This window comes from Basfia succiniciproducens, assembly GCF_011455875.1.
GTDB lineage: Bacteria > Pseudomonadota > Gammaproteobacteria > Enterobacterales > Pasteurellaceae > Basfia > Basfia succiniciproducens.
Window position 1 is genome coordinate 645,664 of sequence record NZ_CP015031.1, and the last position, 16,168, is coordinate 661,831.

General features: G+C 42.0%; 14 protein-coding genes and 1 pseudogene. 10 read left to right on the forward strand and 5 right to left on the reverse strand.

Annotated features, from left to right (window positions below; genetic code table 11):
- Positions 1-8 precede the first annotated feature (8 nt).
- Together A4G13_RS02930 and tpiA are read left to right on the forward strand one after the other, a co-directional pair.
- Positions 9-683, forward strand: coding sequence for a cyclase family protein (locus A4G13_RS02930; RefSeq protein ID WP_090653565.1), 675 nt, complete (start codon positions 9-11; stop codon positions 681-683).
- Between the two features lie 10 nt (positions 684-693).
- Positions 694-1,761: a triose-phosphate isomerase gene (tpiA, locus tag A4G13_RS02935; RefSeq protein ID WP_090653567.1), complete on the forward strand. Its 1,068-nt coding sequence runs from the start codon at positions 694-696 to the stop codon at positions 1,759-1,761.
- A 125-nt stretch (positions 1,762-1,886) separates the two neighbouring features.
- On the opposite strand, the gene A4G13_RS02940 is transcribed toward tpiA, so the two are convergent.
- From A4G13_RS02940 to purE, 3 genes are all read right to left on the reverse strand, one after another.
- Positions 1,887-3,077: an amino acid aminotransferase gene (locus A4G13_RS02940; RefSeq protein WP_090653569.1), complete on the reverse strand. Its 1,191-nt coding sequence runs from the start codon at positions 3,075-3,077 to the stop codon at positions 1,887-1,889.
- 145 nt (positions 3,078-3,222) lie between these two features.
- Entirely contained in the window at positions 3,223-4,311 is a 1,089-nt protein-coding gene (purK, locus tag A4G13_RS02945) for a 5-(carboxyamino)imidazole ribonucleotide synthase (protein WP_090653571.1), read from the reverse strand.
- A gap of 62 nt (positions 4,312-4,373) precedes the next feature.
- Entirely contained in the window at positions 4,374-4,871 is a 498-nt protein-coding gene (gene purE, locus A4G13_RS02950) for a 5-(carboxyamino)imidazole ribonucleotide mutase (RefSeq protein WP_090653573.1), read from the reverse strand.
- Positions 4,872-5,174: 303 nt separating this feature from the next.
- Between purE and pepN the strand changes: the two genes are divergently transcribed.
- The 7 genes and pseudogenes from pepN to A4G13_RS02985 all read left to right on the forward strand — a co-directional run bounded on the left by pepN (position 5,175) and on the right by A4G13_RS02985 (position 13,417).
- Positions 5,175-7,784 (forward strand): aminopeptidase N, encoded by a 2,610-nt coding sequence (pepN, locus tag A4G13_RS02955; RefSeq protein WP_090653575.1) that lies wholly within the window; start codon positions 5,175-5,177, stop codon positions 7,782-7,784.
- Between the two features lie 96 nt (positions 7,785-7,880).
- On the forward strand, positions 7,881-8,903 hold the full coding sequence (gene pyrD / locus A4G13_RS02960; protein ID WP_090653577.1) for a quinone-dependent dihydroorotate dehydrogenase: 1,023 nt from the start codon (positions 7,881-7,883) through the stop codon (positions 8,901-8,903).
- Positions 8,904-9,016: 113 nt separating this feature from the next.
- The gene (gene rnm / locus A4G13_RS02965; protein WP_090653579.1) at positions 9,017-9,883 is read left to right on the forward strand and encodes an RNase RNM; all 867 of its coding nucleotides are present in this window, start codon (positions 9,017-9,019) and stop codon (positions 9,881-9,883) included.
- A gap of 111 nt (positions 9,884-9,994) precedes the next feature.
- Positions 9,995-10,618: an L-threonylcarbamoyladenylate synthase gene (locus tag A4G13_RS02970; RefSeq protein WP_011200213.1), complete on the forward strand. Its 624-nt coding sequence runs from the start codon at positions 9,995-9,997 to the stop codon at positions 10,616-10,618.
- A gap of 412 nt (positions 10,619-11,030) precedes the next feature.
- Positions 11,031-11,894 (forward strand): annotated as a pseudogene (gene rluB, locus A4G13_RS02975) (23S rRNA pseudouridine(2605) synthase RluB); the annotation flags it as partial.
- Positions 11,895-11,946: 52 nt separating this feature from the next.
- A complete protein-coding gene (cysB, locus tag A4G13_RS02980) occupies positions 11,947-12,918 on the forward strand; it encodes an HTH-type transcriptional regulator CysB (protein WP_011200215.1) in 972 nt (323 codons plus the stop codon).
- An 82-nt stretch (positions 12,919-13,000) separates the two neighbouring features.
- Positions 13,001-13,417: a hypothetical protein gene (locus tag A4G13_RS02985; protein WP_243739740.1), complete on the forward strand. Its 417-nt coding sequence runs from the start codon at positions 13,001-13,003 to the stop codon at positions 13,415-13,417.
- Positions 13,418-13,429: 12 nt separating this feature from the next.
- On the opposite strand, the gene A4G13_RS02990 is transcribed toward A4G13_RS02985, so the two are convergent.
- Both A4G13_RS02990 and asnS read right to left on the reverse strand, forming a co-directional pair.
- The gene (locus A4G13_RS02990) at positions 13,430-13,657 is read right to left on the reverse strand and encodes a hypothetical protein (RefSeq protein WP_090653585.1); all 228 of its coding nucleotides are present in this window, start codon (positions 13,655-13,657) and stop codon (positions 13,430-13,432) included.
- A gap of 240 nt (positions 13,658-13,897) precedes the next feature.
- Positions 13,898-15,301, reverse strand: coding sequence for an asparagine--tRNA ligase (gene asnS, locus A4G13_RS02995; RefSeq protein WP_090653587.1), 1,404 nt, complete (start codon positions 15,299-15,301; stop codon positions 13,898-13,900).
- A gap of 205 nt (positions 15,302-15,506) precedes the next feature.
- On the opposite strand from asnS, the gene folE reads away from it, so the two are divergent.
- The gene (folE, locus tag A4G13_RS03000) at positions 15,507-16,163 is read left to right on the forward strand and encodes a GTP cyclohydrolase I FolE (protein WP_011200219.1); all 657 of its coding nucleotides are present in this window, start codon (positions 15,507-15,509) and stop codon (positions 16,161-16,163) included.
- Positions 16,164-16,168 lie beyond the last annotated feature (5 nt).

Consider the following 16,168-nt stretch of genomic DNA (forward strand, 5'->3'; position numbering starts at 1 on the left):
TCTGAATTATGAATAAATGGATTGATTTATCCATGCCGATTTCCACCGACCATGTACGCTGGAAAAGTGCGGTCGAAAAAAAGGGTAATTTTGATGAAGGTGATTTATTCGAAGCCACTCAGCTTCAGGTATCCTGCCACGCGTTTACACATATGGATGCGCTTAGCCATATTAAAAAAGACGCCTACAATATTCTGGATATTCCAATTGAAACCTATATCGGCGAGTTTCATGTGTTGGATTTGGCGGAGGTTATTACCGACAATTTCGCTATTACGCCGGAAGTGTTGGAACATTGTTGGCCGCAAGCGGAAAATGTGAAAAAAGTGATTTTTAAAACCTGTTGGGATACCCATTACAGCTATAATTCGAGAGAATTCTGGGGAAACTCGCCTTATATTACCTTTGAAGGCGCCGCTTATTTAGCGGATAAAAATCTGGAAATCATTGCCTTTGATTTCCCGCAGGATTATCCGATTCGCGGTTGGCTTACCGGTACAATGGAGAAACCGTTAACCAAACATGTGACTCATCATCATCTGTTAATGAAAGGAGTAACGCTGGTGGAATATATTTGCAATACAAAAAGTATTACCTCAGCGGTAATTGATGCTTTGATGATTCCGATTGCAATAAAAAATACCGATGGCGCACCTTGCCGTGTGTTAATTAAAAATAAATAAGGATTTGATAATGACAGCAAAGAAAATTTATTTCGGTACCAATCTGAAAATGTATAAGGGGAATGCCGAGGTCGTGCAGTATCTCTCCGAATTATCTGATTTTGCCACTACCTTTAAATCGGAATATGACATTCAATTGTTTGTAATTCCGTCTTATACCACATTAAAAGATGCCGTGGAATTAGTGAAATCAAAAACGGGTCGGCCTAAAATTAAAATCGGCGCCCAGAATATGAATCCGAATGACAACGGGCAGTTTACCGGTGAGATTTCACCGTTAATGCTTAAAGAATTGGGAATCGAACTGGTGATGATTGGGCATTCTGAACGTCGTCATGTGATGAAGGAAACCGATCAGGAAGAAAATGAGAAAGTGCTTGCGTCTTTGAAGCATAATTTCATTACGCTATTATGTATCGGTGAAACGCTGGAGCAAAAAAATTACAACATCTCTGATGAAGTATTGCGAACTCAGCTAAAAATAGGATTACAGGGTGTTACCGCCGAACAATTATCTAAGCTGTGGATTGCTTATGAGCCGGTGTGGGCGATTGGTACGGAAGGAATTCCAGCAAGTGCCGAATACGCCGATGAAAAACATGCCGTTATTAAACAATGTCTGTTTGAACTTTTTGCTGAAGAAAGTAAAAAAATACCGGTACTGTATGGCGGTAGCGTCAATCCTGAAAACGCCAACGGTTTGATTGTTAAACCGCATATTGACGGCTTGTTTGTCGGGCGCAGTGCGTGGAATGCGCCGAATTTCCATGCATTAATTACCGATGCGTTGAATACGCTTTCTGGTGATAAAACGGAAGTTCCGCTAACCAATGAATTTACGGAAACCGCAGTACAACTTATTGAACAACTGGGCGGAAAAGCTAATATTAGCGCCTTAACTCATTGCGCCACCCGTATTCGCGTAGTGTTAAAAAATGACGGTAAAATGAACAAATCGGCCATTGAAAAGATTGATGGCGTTAAAGGTTTATTTTCCATTACTAATCAGTACCAAATTATTCTTGGAGCAGAAATTGTCAAACAAGTTCATGATGAAATGAAAAAACTGTTAATATAGGACAATATAAATTGTAGTAGTAACGATGATTAAACATTTTAAATAAACAAAAAATCAACAGCATAAAAAGTGCGGTCAAAAATTTCAAAATTTTGACCGCACTTTGAAAAATAAAATTTATAGAATTAAAGTACTTTTACAATGCTTTCGGCAAGGTAACGGATATTGGCTTCAGTGATTCCCGCCACATTGATTCTGCCGGAACGAACGGCGTAAATAGCGAATTCTTCTTTCAAACGGTCAACCTGTTCGGCGGTTAATCCGCTGAATGAGAACATTCCTTTTTGATCAATGATGTAGCTGAAATCTTCCTGTGCGCCGAATTCTTTAAGTAATTCAACCAGTTGCTTACGCATTTGTTTGATGCGATCACGCATACCCGTTAATTCGTCTTCCCATTCTTTGCGCAGTTCCGGATTTGCCAATACGGTTGCAACTGTACGGGCGCCATGAGCGGACGGGTTAGAATACAGCGTACGGATAATTGATTTTATCTGTGTTAAAGCTACCGCCGCCACATCCGCATTATCCGCAACTAATGTAAAGGCACCGACACGTTCGCTGTATAAACCGAAATTTTTAGAGAACGAGCTGGCAACTAATAATTCTCGATGGGTTTCTGCGAAAGTACGTAAACCGACGGCATCTTCTTCCAAACCGTTTGCCAGACCTTGGTAAGCAAAGTCGAATAGCGGTAACCAGCCGTTTTTCGCTGACATCTCGGCTAATGCTTTCCATTGTTCCGGTGTCGGGTCAATACCGGTCGGGTTGTGACAGCAGCCGTGCAATAACACCACATCACCCGGGTTGGCATTGTTTAAATCAGCCAGTAAATTATCCCAGTCTAAGGCTTTAGTTTCAGGGTTGTACCAACGATATTCGCGAATAGTTACGCCGACGGCATTAAAAATCGCATTATGATTCGGCCAGGTCGGTTTGCTGATCCATACGTTTTGTGCTTTAGTTTGGCGACGCACAAATTCTGCGGCAATACGCAATGCGCCGGTTCCGCCTAAGGTTTGCACCGTGCAGGCGCGGTTTGATGCGATAATTTCCGAATCTTTACCGAATAACAATTCTTTTGCATAAGCGTTATATTCCGCAACACCGTCTATAGGCAGGTAGTTTTTATCTTTTTCGTTTTCAAATAACTGACCTTCCGCTTTTTTTACTGCGGTCATAATAGGCGTTACACCGTCCGCATCTTTATAAACGCCAATACCTAAATTGATTTTATTTTTTCTGGTTTCCGCTTTGAAGGCTTCACCTAAACCTAAAATCGGGTCGGCAGGTGCCGGAGTGATATTTTTAAACATAGGGCTTTCCTTAGAAATGTTGTGCTGTGATATGAGTTTTTCTTTTATACTCACAAGGATTGTAATTTGCAACCCTTGTTTTAAAAAATTTTATGTTTAAGGTAATTTTTTAGACAATATATTAAAAAATTGTTCAAAAATTGAATTATTTTAATTTATTTATTGCCCAATTTAAACCGGATTGATAATCGTCCGGCAGTTCGCCGGCTAATTTTTCAAGCTGTGTGATAATCACGTTTTTATCCGGATGAGAAATATTGATATGACCGACTTTCCGTCCTGCGCGAACTTCCTTGCCGTACCAGTGGAGCTGGCTGAACGGCGTATCAAGCCATAATTTATTATGATCCGTACCGATTAAATTAACCATTACACTTGGGGCAAAGGTGGTTAATTTGGGCGTAGGCAAATCTAACAGTGCGCGTAAATGTAATTCAAACTGGCTTACGGAGCAACCCAGTTGGGTCCAGTGACCGCTGTTATGAACACGGGGCGCCAGTTCATTAATCAACAGTTTGTCGCCCACCACAAAACATTCCATAGCCATAACGCCTACATAATCCAGTTTTGCCATTATTTTGCTTAACATGGCTTCCGCCTGAACCTGTTGCCGAGCTTGTTGAGGGAATGTTTCATCAGTTACACTGTAACGCAAGATGCCGTCTTGTTGAAGATTATGGGTTACGGGATAAAAACGGGTGTCGCCGTTTCTGAAACGGGCGCCGACCAGAGAAATTTCATAATCGAAGGGAATGAATTTTTCGGCAATAACCTCATTGAGCAACTCATCAGTGATTAGCGTTTTATTTTCTTCCGTAATAATCCATTGACCGCGCCCGTCATAACCGCCCATACGGCGTTTAACCACCACTTTTTTACCTACGTTTGTGAAAATATCCGCCCATTGTTGGTGGTTTTCGACCAAACACCATGGTGAGGTCGGTAATGCCAGTTCATCCAGTAAAGATTTTTGGGTTAAACGATCCGCAGTTTTAACAAATACGTTTTTATTCACAAATTTATGATGATTGCCCAGCATGGTTGTAAGCGGGGTTTCTTCCCAGCGCTCAATTTCAGCGGTGATAATGCTGTCTTTCGGTAAATCGAAAACGGACGCATTAAACGCAAGCGGTTGAACGTTAATATCTAAAGGAGCGCCGGCATAGCGAAGCATACGTCCTAATTGACCGTTTCCAAGTACGTAAACGGTCGGATATAAAGCACTTTTTTGCATGATAAAAAACCTAAAAAAATGACCGCACTTTTCCGTCTTTGAAAAGTGCGGTCAAAAAAGCATTAATTTCGTGGATCCGGATTGTTTAACACCGCATTGGTTTGCTGTTCGCGGAATTTTTGCAGACGAGCGGCCAATTCACTGTCCCATGCGGCTAAAATCTGCGCCGCAAGTAAGCCTGCATTGGCAGCGCCGGCAGGACCGATAGCTAATGTCCCTACGGGAATCCCTTTCGGCATTTGCACGATAGAATAGAGACTGTCAACACCGCTTAACATTGAGCTTTTAACCGGCACGCCTAAAACAGGTACTAAGGTTTTAGCCGCAATCATGCCCGGTAAATGGGCGGCGCCGCCTGCACCGGCAATAATCACTTTATATCCTTTAGCTTGCGCATTTTCGGCAAAGCTGAAAAGTTTATCCGGCGTGCGATGTGCGGAAACAATTTCAACATGATAAGGCACATTGAGTTGATCAAGCATACCGGTCGCTTCCTGCATGGTCGACCAATCGCTTTTCGAACCCATAACAATTGCAATTTGAGCATGTGTATTTGACATAAATCAGGATTTCCATATAAAAAACAGAGAATAATAACGGCGCTAGAATAGCATATCGCACTCATTTCAGGCAAACGTTTGCGATAGGTTTTTGCTGAAAATAATTAACAGATTGAACTGCTGAACTTCAGCACAAAAAATCGAAAAAACCTTTGCAAGTTCGGTCGGAAAATTATACCCTAACTAGCGCTTGTGAACCTTTCAAAAATATTTGCGTTGTCACTACAAATCACCTCGTCCGTAAATATTTTTGAAACGTCCATAAGCCCTACATTTTAGCTCAAAATAAATGGATATAATTTTATGCACGCTAAAGCAAAATATAGAAAAGATTACAAAAAACCTGACTTTACGGTCACAGATATTCATCTGGACTTTCAATTAGATCCTCAAAAAACCGTCGTTACCGCCCATAGCCAATATCAACGCTTAAATCCGGCTGCGACGGTATTACGTCTGGACGGACATAGTTTCCAATTTGCTTCGATTAAGGTTAACGGTAAAGATTTTACCGCCTATCAGCAGGACGGCGAGAGCTTAACCCTTGATTTGAGCGGCATTGATGCCGAACGCTTTGAACTTGAAGTAATCACTCGTTTAGTGCCGGCAAAAAATACTTCATTGCAAGGTCTGTATCAATCCGGTGAAGGAATTTGCACTCAATGTGAAGCGGAGGGGTTCCGACAAATTACTTATATGCTGGATCGTCCCGACGTATTGGCGCGCTACACCACAAAAATTACGGCGGATAAAAGCAAGTATCCTTATCTTTTATCAAACGGTAATCGCATTGCAGGCGGGGATTTGGAAGACGGTCGTCATTGGGTTGAATGGAATGACCCGTTCCCGAAACCAAGTTATCTGTTTGCGTTGGTTGCAGGGGATTTTGATTTATTGGAAGACAGTTTTACAACCAAAAGCGGTAGAGAAGTAAAACTGGAACTTTTTGTTGACCGCGGTAATCTTAACCGGGCATCCTGGGCTATGGAAAGCCTGAAAAAAGCCATGAAATGGGATGAAGAACGCTTTGATTTAGAATACGATCTTGATATTTACATGATTGTCGCCGTTGATTTCTTCAATATGGGCGCAATGGAAAATAAAGGTCTGAACGTTTTCAATAGCAAATATGTGTTAGCCAACCCGGAAACCGCGACGGATGAAGATTATCTGAATATCGAATCGGTGATCGGACATGAATATTTTCATAACTGGACCGGTAACAGAGTGACTTGTCGGGATTGGTTTCAGTTAAGTTTGAAAGAAGGTTTGACCGTTTTCCGTGATCAGGAATTTTCATCGGATGTGGGATCGCGGGCAGTCAACCGGATTAAAAACGTGAAATTTTTGCGTACCGCTCAATTTGCCGAAGATGCAAGCCCGATGTCGCACCCGATTCGTCCTGAAAAAGTATTGGAAATGAATAATTTCTATACGATGACCGTATATGAAAAAGGTGCGGAAGTGATCCGAATGATGCACACGCTGCTGGGCGAAAAAAAATTCCAGCAGGGGATGAAGCTTTACATTGCGGAAAATGACGGCAAAGCGGCGACTTGTGAGGATTTTGTTGCGGCGATGGAACAGGCTTCTGGTGTCGATTTAACTCAATTCCGCCGTTGGTACAGCCAATCGGGTACACCGGAATTGACGGTAACCGACAGCTATGACGAGAAAAAACGCAGCTATAAACTTTATGTCTCGCAAATGACGGCGCCGACTGCGGATCAAATGGATAAAGTTAATTTACATATTCCGCTAAAAATTGCTTTATATGATATGAACGGCATGCCTTTTAGTCTTATTAAAGACGATGAAGCGGTTAACGATGTACTAGATATTCTGCTGGAAGATCAAGTCTTCGAATTCCATAATATTACAACCAAGCCAGTACCTGCATTATTATGTGATTTTTCCGCTCCGGTAAAACTGGATTATGATTACAGTACTGCGCAGTTGATCGCTTTATTAAAATTCGCCCATAACGAATTTGTCCGTTGGGATGCGATGCAAATGCTATTCGCACAAGAGTTACGTCGTAACTTATCTGCTTATCAACAAGGCGAACAATTAACTTTTTCTGCGGAAATTTTAAGCGCGTTACAACAGGTTTTAGAAAATTATCAAAGCAATGTGGAATTAACCACCTTAATTCTGACTTTACCGAAAGAAACCGAATTTGCGGAATTATTTAAAACCATTGACCCTGAAGGTATTGCCGTCGTATGTGATTTTATGCAGCACGCCATTGCGGAGGGATTACAGGATTTATGGTTGAAAACCTATCATCAGATTAACTTGGAAGAATATTGCATCGATATGCGAGATATTGCATTGCGCGGCTTGCGAAATCTTTGTTTACAATATTTAGCTTTTACGGATTACGGTAACGCATTGGTCAATAAACATTATCTTTATGCCGATAACATGACGGATAAGCTGGCGGCATTAGCGGCGGCGACCAAAGCGCAATTAACCTGTCGCGATAAAGTGATGAAAGATTTCGAAGAAAAATGGCAACATGACGGATTAGTGATGGATAAATGGTTTAATCTGCAAGCCACACGTCCGGACGGTAACGTATTAACGTTGGTTAAGCAATTAATGGATCATCCGAGTTTCAATTTCAATAATCCGAATCGTTTACGTGCTTTAGTCGGTAGTTTTGAAAGCCAAAATCCGCGGGCATTTCATGCGGTGGACGGTTCCGGTTATCGTTTCTTAACGGATGTATTACTGCGCTTAAATGAAAGCAATCCGCAGGTTGCAGCCCGTTTGGTTGAACCGCTTGTTCGTTTTTCTCGTTACGACAGCCAGCGCCAGACATTAATGAAGCGCGCCTTAGAGCGTTTACGTGAAGTGGAAAATCTGTCTAACGACTTATTTGAAAAGATCGAAAAAGCGCTTCAATAATCCGGCAAAAGTGCGGTAGAATCTACCGCACTTTTTGTTTAATTAACAATTCCATAAACCTTTACATTTATTAAATCAATCCGGCGAGATGAAAATATGTTATATCCCTTAATCCGTAAAGGCATTTTTGCTTTAGAACCTGAAAACGCCCATGATCTTGCTATTAAAATGCTGCATTTGGCGGGCAACCCAATCCTCAATAAATTGTTGAAAGCGCTGCTTGCCTGTCCGCCTGGCAATGAAAAAACGGTAATGGGAATCAAATTTAAAAATCCTATCGGGTTAGCCGCCGGGGCTGATAAAAACGGTGATGCCATTGACGGTTTCGGTGCCATGGGATTTGGTTTTATCGAAGTGGGAACGGTAACGCCGCTTGCTCAGGACGGCAATGCGAAGCCGCGTCAATTTCGTATCGTAGAAGCGGAGGGCATTGTTAACCGTAACGGCTTTAATAACTACGGCGTGGATTATTTAGTTGAAAACGTTAAAAAAGCAAAATTTGACGGCGTAATCGGCATTAATATAGGTAAAAATAAAGTTACCCCTGTGGAACGCGGCAAAGACGATTATATTTTTTGCCTGAATAAAGCTTACAATTATGCCGGTTATATTACCGTAAATATTTCTTCGCCGAATACGCCGGGTTTGCGCCAATTGCAGTACGGCGATGCGTTGGATGATCTGCTGAAATCCATAAAAGAACGTCAGGCTTATTTAGCGCAGGTTTATAATAAATATGTGCCTATTGCGGTGAAAATTGCACCGGATCAAACGGAAGAAGAATTGGTGCAAATCGCAGATACGTTACGTCGTCACAAGATGGACGGTGTGATAGCGACTAATACCACTATTTCCCGCGATACGGTGGCGGGCATGAAGAACGCCGATCAAACCGGCGGTTTAAGCGGCAAACCGTTGCAGCATAAAAGCACGGAAATTATCCGCCGATTACAGCAAGAATTAAAAGGTGAGATTCCGATTATTGGTAGCGGCGGTATTGACGGCGTACAAAACGCACAGGAAAAAATTGTCGCCGGCGCGGAATTATTACAGGTTTATTCGGGGTTGATTTATCATGGACCCGGATTAGTAAAAGCCTTGGTTGAGGCGATTCGATAATATGTTTTTTAAAGCAAAAGTGCGGTAAAAAATACCGCACTTTTGTATTCCGGTGAAGTATTTTTTATCTGCCGCTTTTCGGCGGATTAAGTATAACCGTTTAGGAAAGTAAAATGACTGATAAGATTTATGATTTACATTGCCATAGCACGGCGTCGGACGGCATTTTATCGCCGAGCGAGATTGTTCAACGAGCGCACGAACAGGGCGTACAGTCGCTGGCACTAACGGATCATGACACAATTTCCGGCTTAACCGAAGCCCGTCGGCAGGCTGAGCTGTTAGGTATGGAATTTATTAACGGCGTTGAAATTTCAACCTCCTGGGAAAATAAAGTTATTCATATTGTCGGGCTGAATTTTGATGAAAATTCCCCGGAAATGACCGCACTTTTAGCAAGGCAGGCGCAACTGCGGTTAAATCGCGCTTTGACTATCGGCGAGAAACTGGCAAAAGCAGGTGTCGCCAATGCTTTTGAAGGCGCAAGTGCGTTAGCAAAAGGGGAAGTAACCCGCGCCCATTATGCGCGTTATCTGGTTCAAATCGGTAAAGTGGCGAATGAAAATCAAGCCTTTAAACGTTATCTTTCGCAAGGAAAATCCTGCTATGTGAAAGCCGAATGGTGCGATATTCCCGCTGCAATCAGTATTATCAAACAAGCGGGCGGTATTCCGATTATCGCCCATCCGTTGCGCTATACTATGACGGCGCGCTGGATAAAGCGCTTAATTGCCGATTTTAAGAACTGGGGCGGTGAAGGTATTGAGGTTTCGGGTTGCGGACAAACGGCAGATCAGCGTCAATTAATTGCCCGTTGGGCAAATGAATTTGAATTATTGGCTTCCGTCGGCTCGGATTTTCATTTCCCATGTGGCTGGGTTGAACTGGGAAAATCCTTGTGGTTACCGGAAAATGTCACACCGGTTTGGTCGCAATTTGGCGATAATCCGAAGTATTTGCAAAACACCTGCAAGTCATAGTACAAATCGTTATAACATATCTAAAAACTGCGGTATAATCTGCGAGTTTTATAGGAGATAAAAAGGTCTTCTGTTATTTCCCGCATTTCATTTATTGAAGGGCAGCGTATTATGAGCCAATTTTTTTATATTCATCCGGAAAATCCACAAGTCCGATTAATTAATCAGGCCGTTGATATTTTACGCAACGGCGGCGTTATTGTTTATCCTACCGATTCGGGTTACGCTTTAGGCTGCATGATTGGTGATAAACGCGCTATGGATCGAATCGTGCAAATTCGTCATTTGCCGGAAGGGCATAATTTTACGTTGGTATGCAGCGATTTGTCGGAACTTTCAACTTATTCGTTAGTGACAAACACCGCTTACCGCCTGATAAAAAATAATACGCCGGGGCGTTATACTTTTATTTTAACGGCGACAAAAGAATTACCCCGCCGTTTAATGACCTCAAAACGCAAAACTATCGGTATCCGTGTGCCCGACAATCAAATTGCGTTAGATTTGTTACGCACCTTAGGCGAGCCGATTTTATCCTGTTCATTAATGTTACCGAACGAGGAGCATATTACCCAATCGGATCCGGAAGAAATCCGCGACCGTTTGGAACACCAAGTGGATCTGATTATTCACGGCGGTTATTTAGGTCAGGAACCGACAACCGTGGTTGATTTAACCGAAGAAACGCCGGTTATTTTACGTGAAGGCAGTGGACCCTTAGATCCGTTTATTTAAGGTTTGTTTATAAAAAATAAACAGACCTAAACTTTGTCGGTGATATTAAACCGGCTATTAGACGCTTGTGAAAGCGACAAGGAAACTTATGAAATTTCAAACAGAAAAATTGCAAAATAGAAACTTCCGCCAAAAACCATCGGAAAACCGACCGCAGTTTGAACGTGGTGGTCGTCCGGAACGTAAAGAAAGAGGCACTCCCGAATCCCGTTTCCGTGCTGATGACAGCCGTCAGGCTTCATCATTTAAGAATGATCGCCGGGACGAACGTCGCAATGCGCGTGGCGATGAACGCCGTTCTTCTTTTTCCGGCGACGAATCGTCAAACCACCGTAACGAACGCAAACCGTCGGAACGTAAGCCTTTACCAATGCGTAAACCGAAACCCGCTCATCCGGTAGAAAAGAAAGCGACGGTTGAAGGAGAAAAACTGCAGAAAGTTTTAGCCCGTGCGGGGCAGGGTTCCCGCCGTGAAATCGAAAGTATTATTGAACAAGGGCGGGTTAGTGTGGACGGCAAAATTGCCACATTAGGCGATCGCGTAACCGTGCACGACGGGTTAAAAATCCGTATTGACGGTCATCTTGTGAATTTGACCGCCGCACAACGGGAAGTTTGCCGCGTATTAATGTATTACAAACCCGAAGGCGAATTATGTACCCGCCATGATCCGGAAGGACGCGCTACCGTATTTGACCGTTTGCCCCGTTTAACCGGTTCCCGCTGGATTGCGGTGGGCAGATTGGATATTAATACCTCCGGACTTTTATTGTTTACAACAGACGGTGAATTAGCAAATCGCTTAATGCACCCAAGCCAAGAAGTCGAACGCGAATATTCCGTACGGGTATTCGGTCAGGTGGATGATGCCATGATTCATCGTCTGCGTAAAGGCGTGCAGCTGGAAGACGGTCCGGCAAATTTCAAAGCGATTAAAGCGGTCGGCGGTACGGGTTTAAACCAATGGTTTGACGTGACATTGATGGAAGGACGTAATCGAGAAGTCCGCCGTTTATGGGAAAGCCAGGGTATTCAGGTCAGTCGTTTGATTCGAATACGTTACGGTAATATTCAGCTGATGAAAACTTTACCTCGTGGCGGTTGGGAAGAAATGGACTTAGCTAAGGTGAATTATCTTCGTGAATTAGTGGGTTTACCGCCGGAAACGGAAACTAAATTAGATGTGACTAACCCTAGACGTCGTGCAAAAACCGGACAAATTCGTAAAGCGGTAAAACGTTATTCGGAAATGAATAAACGTTATAAAAAATCGTAAAAACCGACCGCACTTTTAACTGTAAAAGTGCCGCATAAAAAGGGAATGGTTTATGAAAATTCAACAACTTCGTTATATTGTCGAAATCGTTAATCAGAATTTAAATGTGACCGAAGCTGCAAATGCGCTTTATACTTCACAGCCGGGGATCAGTAAACAAGTGCGTTTGCTGGAAGATGAGTTAGGACTAGAAATTTTTGAGCGAAATGGTAAACATATCAAAACCGTTACGCCGGCGGGTAAAAAAATTGTTGCGATTGCTCGCGAGTTATTGGTAAAAACACAGGCCATTAAAGCGGTTGCCAACGAATTTACTCAACCTAATCACGGTGTTTTACGCATAGCGACCAGTAATACGCAAGCACGTTATATGCTGCCTGCCGTTATTGAGCGCTTTTCTAAACAATATCCTAATGTAAGTTTGCATGTGCACCAGGGTTCGCCGAATCAGTTATATGATGCGCTGCTGTCCAGCGAAGTGGATTTGGCTATTACCACGGAAGCGCAATATCTATTTGACGATGTGGTGTTATTACCTTGCTATATGTGGAACCGTTCTATCATTGTGAAAGCGGATCATCCTTTAGCGAAGTTGAGTCATGTCACCATTGAGGATTTGGGTAAATATCCTTTGATTACTTACACTTTCGGTTTTACCGGAGTATCCGATTTGGATCAGGCGTTTAACAGTGCGGGTATTTTGCCGAATATCGTATTTACCGCTACAGATGCGGATGTAATTAAAACCTATGTGCGTCTCGGTTTGGGCGTGGGGATTATTGCTTCCATGGCGCATACCGATGCGGACACGGATTTGATTCGAATTGACGCAAGCCATCTGTTTAAATCCAGTATGACTCAAATTGCGTTTAAACACAGCACCTTCTTACGCAATTATATGTATGATTTTATTAATTATTTTTCACCTCACCTAACAAGAGCAAAAGTGGAAAAAGCAGAGCGGGCACGTGATAATACTGCCGTGCAGAAATTATTTGAAGGCATTGATTTGGAAGTCAGATAAGTAAAAACTCGCTTTATTTAAACCGCACTTTTAAAAACCGATAAAAGTGCGGTTGTTTTTTATGAATTTTCAGGAAGGTAAAATGAATAAAATTATAAAATTTTCAGTTGTGCTGATTATTCTTTTATTCCTAGGATTTTGGTTTTATACCATTTATATGACCAAACTGACCGGCTGTTCCATGAAATCGGGCGACGGCTTTTTCCAGGACAGATTAATTTGTGATAATCAGGAAATCGTCCCCACCGGCTATTTAAGTTCCACCTTGCTGGAACCTAAATTAATCGCCCGTGGCGTTACCATTTATCAGGAAAACGGCAAAGCCTGTTATACCGATGAGCAGAAATTTTATATTTATAATATTGAAGATAAAACGACACAGGTACTTAATTTAGAAGAATTTATAAAAATTAATGCGGTAAGTTTTAAACTACCGGCGGAATTCTATACCTTACCGGCAGATTATTTAAAAGACTATGCCAATAATTGTGCTAAATAACCTGATTTGGCACTAAAATTCTTTAAATCTGCATTGATGGGATTGTTGGGTATTTATTTGCAGCATTTTAACGGTAATAAAAACACCCCAGAGACAAATGGTGCCGATTAATGAAATGCAAACTAGTTGAAAACCGGTAACTTCGTTAATAAATAGTAAAATACCTAAAATAATCGGTGTACAGAAAAAGCCGATTAATAATTTTTCCCAGGTATTTGAAAACGGATATGACGATTTCATAAACAACCCTCAATTTCTATAAATGTAAGGTTATTTTGATTCAATGAAAAAATATTTGCCGTGAAAAAGATCACATTTTCTTATTTTGATAGGAAAAATTCTTAATTTATTCGCGTGAATTGCTTGGGATTGTGCGGGTGATTAAGGAGGGCTGGTAAACCAATCGACATAACAATATAAGAAAGAAGTAAGAGAAAGGCGAACCTAACAGTCCGCCTTTATTTTTCTATTTATTTTAACTTAGAAGTTTGCGTTGCGCGGTGTGCGAGGGAACGGGATTACTTCACGAATATTTTGTAAACCGGTTACGTAGACAATCAAACGTTCAAAACCTAAACCAAAACCTGAATGCGGCACGGTACCATATTTGCGCAAATCGCGATACCACCAGTAATCTTCCGGGTTTAATCCCATTTCCGCCATACGGGCGTCTAATACGTCCAAACGTTCTTCACGTTGTGAACCACCGATGATTTCACCGATTCCCGGTGCCAATACGTCCATTGCCGCAACGGTTTTGCCGTCTTCGTTTAACCGCATATAGAAGGCTTTAATATCTTTCGGATAGTTTTTAACCACAACCGGTGATTTGAAATGTTCTTCCGCTAAATAGCGTTCGTGTTCCGATGAAAGGTCGATTCCCCAAGAAACCGGGAATTCGAATTTTTTGCCGGATTTTAACAGCACATCGATAGCATCGGTATAGTCAATTTGTGCAAAATCAGAAGCAACAAAACGTTCCAGACGATTAATCACATCTTTATCAATATGTTTTTCAAAGAATTTTAAATCGTCCATGCGTTCTTTTAATACGGCATTGAACACATATTTCAACATATCTTCGGCAAGTTTTGCGTTATCCGCCAAGGTTGCGAATGCCACTTCGGGTTCGACCATCCAGAATTCCGCAAGGTGGCGGGTTGTGTTTGAGTTTTCCGCACGGAAAGTCGGACCGAAAGTATAAACTTTGCTTAATGCACAGGCATAAGTTTCACCGTTTAATTGACCGGATACCGTTAAGAAGGATTCTTTACCGAAAAAATCTTGTGAAAAATCCACCGCACCTTTGTCATCGCGTGGCAGGTTTTCAAGATCTAAAGTAGAAACACGGAACATTTCGCCCGCCCCCTCGGTGTCTGAAGCGGTAATCAGCGGGGTGGCAACCCAGTAGAAACCCTGTTCATTGAAGAAACGGTGAATAGCCTGAGCTAAACAATGGCGAACGCGAGCCACCGCACCGATAATATTTGTACGAGGTCGCAGATGAGCCACTTCACGTAAATATTCGATACTGTGACGTTTTGCCGCCATCGGATAAGTATCCGGATCTTCTACCCAACCTACAACTTCAACTGTTTCCGCCTGCAATTCAACCGCCTGGCCTTCCGCCGGCGATTTACTTACCGTACCGGTTACAATAACCGAGCAACCGGTCGTTAAACGCAATACTTCGGATTCATAATTGACTATGTCGTTATTGATAATGGCTTGGATTGGATCGAAACATGAGCCGTCGTAAACGGCTAAGAAAGAAAGACCTGCTTTAGAGTCACGACGTGTACGCACCCAACCGCGGACAGTCACTTTTTCACCGATAGCTGTTTTTCCTTGCAGCACCTCGGCAACAGATACAATTTTTGTCATTTTTACCTCAAAATTTATTTGAATTTATTCTTAAACGGAAATGCCGGTTAGTTTACCTTAAGTTGAATAAATTACCAAAAAGTAAATTGTGCCTGATTTATCTTTTATTTATTTGCGCAAACGTTTCGGGACTGTGCGCGGATACTGTTTTTTATTGTTTCAGACTTTGATAGAATAGCGCACATTATTTTATCAGGAGTAATAAATGAGTAGGATTTCAGCAGAGGCGGAAAAAGTCCGCCATGCATTAATAGAAAAAGGGATTGAAACCCCGATGATTGCATTGACGAAAAGTAAAAACGAACGTCGTATCGGTATTGAGAACCGTATGCGAGAAGTTATGCAATTAATCGGCTTGGATTTGACGGACGACAGCCTGGAAGAAACGCCGGTTCGGTTGGCTAAAATGTTTATTGATGAGATTTTCAGCGGGCTGGATTATACAAATTTTCCGAAAATTACTAATATCGAAAATCGCATGAAGGTCAGCGAAATGGTGTTGGTAAATGATGTTACTTTAACCAGCACCTGCGAGCATCATTTCGTAACTATTGACGGTTTGGTTTCAGTAGCTTATTACCCGAAAAAATGGGTTATCGGGTTATCGAAAATTAATCGGGTAGTGCAGTTTTTCGCCCAGCGTCCGCAGGTTCAGGAACGTTTGACCGAGCAAATTTTATTGGCTTTTCAAACTATTTTAGAAACGGAAGATGTTGCCGTTTATATGAAAGCAACGCATTTTTGTGTGAAATGCCGTGGCATTAAAGATACCAATAGCTACACGGTTACTTCTGCTTTTGGCGGTGTATTTCTTGAAGATCGCGAAACCCGCAAAGAATTTTTAAGCTTAATCAATAAATAATCTTC